8 protein-coding genes and 1 pseudogene are annotated in these 6,176 nt (G+C 60.6%); 5 read left to right on the top strand and 4 right to left on the bottom strand.

The genetic code is table 11. The features are described 5' to 3' along the window. Nucleotides 1–100 precede the first annotated feature (100 nt). Complete coding sequence (locus WBR57_RS13825) at nt 101–532, bottom strand: OsmC family protein (protein WP_017253980.1); 432 nt, start codon at nt 530–532, stop codon at nt 101–103. 218 nt (nt 533–750) lie between these two features. Here WBR57_RS13825 and WBR57_RS13820 point away from each other — a divergent pair, with 218 nt between their 5' ends. Beyond that, entirely contained in the window at nt 751–1,752 is a 1,002-nt protein-coding gene (locus tag WBR57_RS13820; RefSeq protein WP_424084289.1) for an LLM class flavin-dependent oxidoreductase, read from the top strand. 89 nt (nt 1,753–1,841) lie between these two features. On the opposite strand, the gene WBR57_RS13815 is transcribed toward WBR57_RS13820, so the two are convergent. Both WBR57_RS13815 and WBR57_RS13810 read right to left on the bottom strand, forming a co-directional pair. Beyond that, nucleotides 1,842–2,069: a DUF1161 domain-containing protein gene (locus WBR57_RS13815; protein ID WP_034116619.1), complete on the bottom strand. Its 228-nt coding sequence runs from the start codon at nt 2,067–2,069 to the stop codon at nt 1,842–1,844. Nucleotides 2,070–2,184: 115 nt separating this feature from the next. Then, on the bottom strand, nt 2,185–2,400 hold the full coding sequence (locus WBR57_RS13810; protein ID WP_003187305.1) for a dodecin: 216 nt from the start codon (nt 2,398–2,400) through the stop codon (nt 2,185–2,187). 154 nt (nt 2,401–2,554) lie between these two features. Between WBR57_RS13810 and WBR57_RS13805 the strand changes: the two genes are divergently transcribed. After that, nucleotides 2,555–2,881 carry a DUF883 family protein gene (locus WBR57_RS13805; RefSeq protein ID WP_003170746.1) on the top strand — a complete coding sequence of 109 codons (327 nt, stop codon included), beginning with the start codon at nt 2,555–2,557 and terminating at the stop codon, nt 2,879–2,881. An 8-nt stretch (nt 2,882–2,889) separates the two neighbouring features. Here WBR57_RS13805 and WBR57_RS13800 read toward each other — a convergent pair whose 3' ends face one another. Further along, a complete protein-coding gene (locus WBR57_RS13800; protein WP_424084288.1) occupies nt 2,890–3,786 on the bottom strand; it encodes a LysR family transcriptional regulator in 897 nt (298 codons plus the stop codon). 111 nt (nt 3,787–3,897) lie between these two features. Here WBR57_RS13800 and trpB point away from each other — a divergent pair, with 111 nt between their 5' ends. The 3 genes and pseudogenes from trpB to WBR57_RS13785 all read left to right on the top strand — a co-directional run. Further along, on the top strand, nt 3,898–5,124 hold the full coding sequence (gene trpB, locus WBR57_RS13795; RefSeq protein WP_424084287.1) for a tryptophan synthase subunit beta: 1,227 nt from the start codon (nt 3,898–3,900) through the stop codon (nt 5,122–5,124). Next, nucleotides 5,125–5,934: a tryptophan synthase subunit alpha gene (gene trpA, locus WBR57_RS13790; RefSeq protein ID WP_424084286.1), complete on the top strand. Its 810-nt coding sequence runs from the start codon at nt 5,125–5,127 to the stop codon at nt 5,932–5,934. It begins immediately after the preceding gene. 137 nt (nt 5,935–6,071) lie between these two features. Continuing rightward, a pseudogene (locus WBR57_RS13785) lies at nt 6,072–6,176 on the top strand (anti-virulence regulator CigR family protein); the annotation flags it as partial.

Below are 6,176 nucleotides of genomic sequence, written 5' to 3'. Positions count from 1 at the left end.
CCCGAAAGCGGTGTGTCAGTCAATAAACATATCGACTGCGCTACCGCTATCGGGGGCAAGCCCCCTCCCACATTGGACCTGCTTCGTGTTGAAGGCCGCGTTAGCTGACCAGCGTGGCGTCCAGGCTGATTTTTGCATTCAGCACCTTGGAAACCGGGCACCCTTCTTTGGCTTTCTTGCTCAGTTCATCGAACTGCGCCTGGCTCGCGCCCGGGATTTTAGCCTTCAGGATCAGATGCACAGCAGTGATCGCGAAGCCGCCATCGACCTGGTCGAGGGTCACTTCGGCCTGGGTGTCGATGCTGTCAGCCTTGAGGCCGGCATCACCCAGAATCATCGAAAACGCCATGGAGAAACAGCCGGCATGGGCCGCGCCGATCAATTCTTCAGGGTTGGTGCCCTTGCCGCCTTCGAAACGGGCCTTGAAGCCGTAGGGTGCTTCGCGCAACACGCCGGTTTCGGTGGAAATGGAACCCAGGCCAGTCTTCAGATCACCTTCCCAATGCGCGGATGCCTTTTTAACAATACTCATAGCTTTCTCCTCGAACGGTGGTTTTGCGTCAGTAAGGGTTCTGAGGATAGACGCCCCGGCAAAGTTCATCTTGTCGGAGAAACCTAGCGAAACAGTAGGAAATTTCCATGCTCGCTATTGAATCTCGGGTATATGCCCTCATTTCATACAGCATGCACATGAAGCGGCAGGTTTTGGTTCGTCTAAGAAGCCTGCGCCCCCATTGGAGAAGCAGGCTTATGAAATCGCTGTCCGACGTAAAATTCTCGACCCTGGACCTGGTACCCGTACGGGCCAATGGCAGCGCGGCGCAGTCGCTGCGCAATTCCCTGGACCTGGCGCAGCACGTGGAAAAGTTTGGCTACAACCGTTTCTGGGTGGCGGAACACCACAATATGGACGGCATCGCCAGCTCGGCGACCTCGGTGTTGCTGGGTTACCTGGCCGCTGGCACCTCGACCATCCGTGTCGGCTCCGGTGGCGTGATGCTGCCCAACCATGCGCCCCTGGTGATTGCCGAACAGTTCGGCACCCTGGAAAGTCTCTACCCCGGCCGTATCGACCTGGGCCTGGGCCGCGCGCCCGGTTCCGACCAGATGACCGCGCGCGCCCTGCGCCGTGAGCGCTCCGGCAGCGCAGATGAATTCCCGGAAGACGTGGCCGAGCTGATGGCCTACCTGGGCCCACGCACCCCCGACCAACGCATCATCGCCGTGCCCGGCACCGGCACCAACGTGCCGGTGTGGCTGCTGGGTTCCAGCTTGTTCAGCGCGCAGCTGGCAGGTGAACGCGGTTTGCCCTACGCCTTCGCTTCCCACTTCGCACCGCGTTTGATGCATGAGGCGATTCGCGTCTACCGCAATCACTTCACGCCTTCAGCCGTGCTGGACAAACCCTACGTAATGCTCGGCGTTCCGCTGGTAGCAGCCGACACCGATGAGCAAGCCGAGTACCTGGCGACCTCGATGTACCAGCGCATCCTGGCGCTGATGCGTGGCCAGAGCCTGATGCAACGCGCGCCGGTGAAAACCATGGATGGCCTGTGGCTGCCCCATGAGAAAGACGCCGTAGGCAGCTTCCTCGGCCTGGCGATGGTCGGCAGCCCGGCGAAGATCCGCGCCAAACTGGAAGTGCTGATTGAGCAAACCGGCGCTGATGAACTGATCTTTACCAGCGACCTGTACGAACACGCCGACCGGATCCGTTCCTACGAGCTGTTGGCGCAGGCGATGAAGGGTTAAAAACCCGAAGCAAAAAAAAACGACGCACGTGTGGTGATGGAGCAAGCTCCCTCGCCACAAGTGCGTCGTTTCATATGCCTAACACGGGATTAACCGCGTTTGTAGGCAATTTCCTTGGTGCCACCTTCGCAGCTGCCGACCACTGTGTGATCGCTGGGCGCAGCGCCTTTATCCACGACTTCCAGCGAATAGCCCGAAGCGCCTTTGGCATCGATTTTCGCGGCAATTTCGCTCTTCAGCTCTTCACAAGGCTTGCCAGCCGCCAGGGCTGTGCCCGCAATGCTCAACAAACCTACCGCTAACAGGAACTTCTTCATCCGTTACTTTCCTTGCGCTGATCGAAAAGAGCGTGCCGACGCTTTCGCATCGGCACCCATTGGTTGTAGCGCAGGTTATGGCAATCGGCCAGTCGGCAAAGTTCAACCCGCCCGATCAACTACTGGCAATTCGAAACCCCACTTTGAGGGTGACCTGGAAGTGCGCGGCCTTGCCGTCCTTGATGTGGCCACGGGTCTCGGTCACTTCAAACCACTCCAAGTGCTTGATGCTCTTGTTGGCTTCGGCAAGGGCGTTGTTGATCGCGTCTTCGATGCTGGTGGCCGACGAGCCGACCAGTTCGACTTTCTTGTACGTGTGATGATCAGACATAGCGTTTCTCCTGAGGTCTCTAGTGAGCGTAGCAGTCAATGTTCGTACTGCTTCTGTCGACCATTGCTACCTGAAAGTTCAGATTTACTGCACTTTCTGAAAGCGCCGCAGTCGGTATCTACACATGCCACTCAATCACTTCAGGAGAGTCCACATGGCCAACACTTCTTTACGCAAAGCGTCGCTGGAAAGCATGGAAGCCGAGATTTCGAGCCTGCTCAAGTCCCTTGAGAGCCTCAAGGACGATGCGTCCGATGAGTCGCGCAAAACGCTGAAGGCCCTGAAAAGCAATGCCGAGAATGCCCTCAAGCACTCCCGTCATCTGATCAGCGATGCCTACGAAGAAAGCAAAGTCAAAATCCGCGAAACCGGTGTTGCTACCCGGGACTACGCACAAGAGCACCCATGGACTACAGCCGGCGTCGCTGTCGGTGCCCTGGGCCTGTTGGCTGCGTACCTGCTGTGCAAACGCGGTGACTGATCGACCGGCTAAACCGGCTGGCGCAATAGCTCTGCCTTGAGCCACTGCGCCAGTTGACCCGCGCGCCCATCTGCGGCGCGCTTGGGTAGCCACAACGCCAGGTGCGCCGGGGTTTCACTGAAGCCCCACGGCGCCACCAGGCGACCCGCTCGCAGGTCCTCTGCCACCAGCGGTTCTGGCGCAATCGCCACGCCCAACCCCGCGACCGCCGCCTCCAGCAAATAATACAAATGTTCAAACCCCTGGCCATGCTTCAACGTGCCGGGCTCGATGCCGTGTTGCTGCGCCCAACTCGGCCAGGCTTGCGGGCGGGAAGTGGTGTGCAGCAAGGCTTCGTGACACAACGCCGAGGCAGGCGCCTGGCTCAAGCGCGGGTAACCGGCAAAACGCGGGCTCAGCACCGGGCCGATGCGCTCGCTGGCCAGCGCGTACACCTGCATATCCGCCGGCCATGGTGGTTCTGCGAATACCAGCAAAGCGTCGAGACCGGGACGCCTGGGGTCGAGGTCGCCATCACCCGCCGACAGGTGCAGGCGCAAATCCGGCAGGTCAGCGTTCAGGCGGCCCAACCGCGGAATCAACCAGCGCGCCAGCAAACTTCCAGAACAACCGAGCACAAACGGCGCATCGGCGCTGGCCTGGGACAGCTCGGCGCACACATCGCGTAAACGTTCGAAAGCATCCGAACTGGCATCCCGAAGCCGAACACCGGCATCTGTGAGTTTAAGGCCACGCCCGTCCTTGACGAACAGGCTGACACCCAAGTGCTCTTCCAACGCCCTCAGTTGGCGACTGACCGCGCCATGAGTCACGTGAAGTTGATCGGCCGCCTGGCTGACGCTGTTCAGCCGCGCAGTGGCTTCGAACGCGCGCAGGGCATTGAGGGGCGGAAGGTCTCGGCTCATCTGTGAGTTTTCCTGACAGGTTGCGGCGATCTTATCGGTTTTCAGCGTAGAACGTCAGGGGTAGAGTGGTCGTCATTGTCGTTTACACACCTTCTTTTCCTGGAGCGTCCCATGACTCAGTCCCAGACCGATCTACGCAACGGCCCAGATCTCAACGGCCTGTTCGGCGCGTTCGGCGGCCGCTACGTCGCTGAAACCCTGATGCCGTTGATCCTCGATTTGGCCCGCGAATACGAAGCGGCCAAGATTGATCCGGCGTTCAATGAGGAATTGGCCTACTTCCAACGCGACTACGTCGGCCGCCCGAGCCCGCTGTATTTCGCCGAGCGCCTGACTGAGTTCTGCGGCGGCGCCAAGATCTACCTCAAGCGCGAAGAGCTGAACCACACCGGCGCGCACAAGATCAACAACTGCATCGGCCAGATCCTGCTGGCGCGGCGCATGGGCAAAAAACGCATCATCGCCGAGACCGGCGCCGGCATGCACGGCGTGGCCACAGCCACCGTGGCTGCACGCTTCGGCCTCGACTGCGTGATCTACATGGGCACCACCGACATCGAGCGCCAGCAGGCCAACGTGTTCCGTATGAAGTTGCTGGGCGCGCAAGTGATCCCGGTGGTCTCCGGCACCGGCACCCTCAAAGACGCGATGAATGAAGCCCTGCGCGACTGGGTCACCAACGTCGAAGACACCTTCTACCTGATCGGCACCGTGGCCGGCCCGCACCCTTACCCGGCGATGGTCCGTGACTTCCAGGCCGTGATCGGCAAGGAAACCCGTGACCAGATGCAAGCCCAGGAAGGTCGCCTGCCGGACAGCCTGGTGGCGTGTATCGGCGGTGGCTCGAACGCCATGGGCCTGTTCCACCCATTCCTGAATGACCCCAGCGTCGAAATCATCGGCGTGGAAGCAGCAGGCTATGGCATCGAAACCGGCAAACATGCCGCCAGCCTCAACGGCGGCGTACCGGGTGTGCTGCACGGCAACCGGACGTTCCTGTTGCAGGACGACGACGGCCAGATCATCGATGCCCACTCGATCTCCGCAGGCCTCGACTACCCCGGCATCGGCCCGGAACACGCCTGGTTGCATGACATCGGCCGCGCCGAGTACACCTCGGTGACTGACGACGAAGCCCTGCAAGCGTTCCACACATGCTGCCGCCTGGAAGGCATTATTCCCGCACTGGAAACGGCCCACGCCCTGGCTGAAGTGTTCAAACGCGCACCGAAGCTGCCGAAAGATCACCTGATGGTGGTTAACCTGTCCGGCCGTGGCGACAAAGACATGCAGACCGTTATGCACCACATGGAACAGTCTCAGCAGGAGAAACACTAAATGAGCCGCCTGCACGCACGCTTTGCGCAACTGAAAGAACAAAACCGCGCCGCCCTGGTGACTTTCGTCACCGCCGGCGACCCGGGTTATGACACCTCGCTGGCGATCCTCAAAGGCTTGCCGGCCGCCGGCGCCGATGTGATCGAGCTGGGCATGCCCTTCACCGACCCGATGGCCGACGGCCCGGCGATCCAGCTGGCCAACATTCGCGCGCTGGAAGCCAAGCAGAATCTGGCGAAAACCCTGCAGATGGTGCGCGAGTTCCGCAAAGATAACGACGACACCCCGCTGGTGCTGATGGGTTACTTCAACCCGATCCACAAATACGGCGTGCCAACGTTTATTGCTGATGCGAAATCAGCCGGCGTAGACGGCCTGATCGTGGTCGACATGCCGCCCGAGCATAACGGCGAGCTGTGCGACCCGGCCCAGGCTGCCGGCATCGACTTCATCCGCCTGACCACGCCGACCACCGATGACGTGCGGCTGCCGACCGTGCTCAACGGCAGCTCCGGTTTTGTGTACTACGTCTCCGTGGCCGGTGTGACCGGTGCGGGCGCCGCCACCCTGGAACACGTCGAAGAAGCGGTGGCCCGCCTGCGTCGGCATACCGACCTGCCGATCAGCATCGGTTTTGGTATCCGCACGCCGGAGCAAGCGGCCGCCATCGCGCGCCTCGCGGATGGCGTGGTGGTGGGTTCGGCATTGATCGATCACATCGCCAACGCCAGCAACGATCAGCAAGCAATTGATGGGGTGTTGACCCTCTGCGCGGCGCTGTCGGAAGGCGTACGCAACGCCCGTAAGTAAACGCCGTGTAGCAAGAGGTAAAGTTCCTGATACAGAGGAATCAACCCGCGCAAGTACAGCCTAAACAGCAAGACCAAGGGATTTCGAACCTCGTTCGGGATCCCTTTTTTGTTCGTGCAGTACTGAGGAAACACCCCATGAAAATGCCCAAACGCTTGATTGCCGGTCTCGGCGTGCTGATGCTCGGCGCGAGTGCCCTGGCGCAGGCCGCGCCGTACGACCAGGGCGGCCCTGACCGTGGC

Source organism: Pseudomonas sp. (genome assembly GCF_049590575.1).
GTDB lineage: Bacteria > Pseudomonadota > Gammaproteobacteria > Pseudomonadales > Pseudomonadaceae > Aquipseudomonas.
Note: the sequence above shows the minus strand (reverse complement) of the source record. Positions and strands in the feature narration are given on the sequence as shown.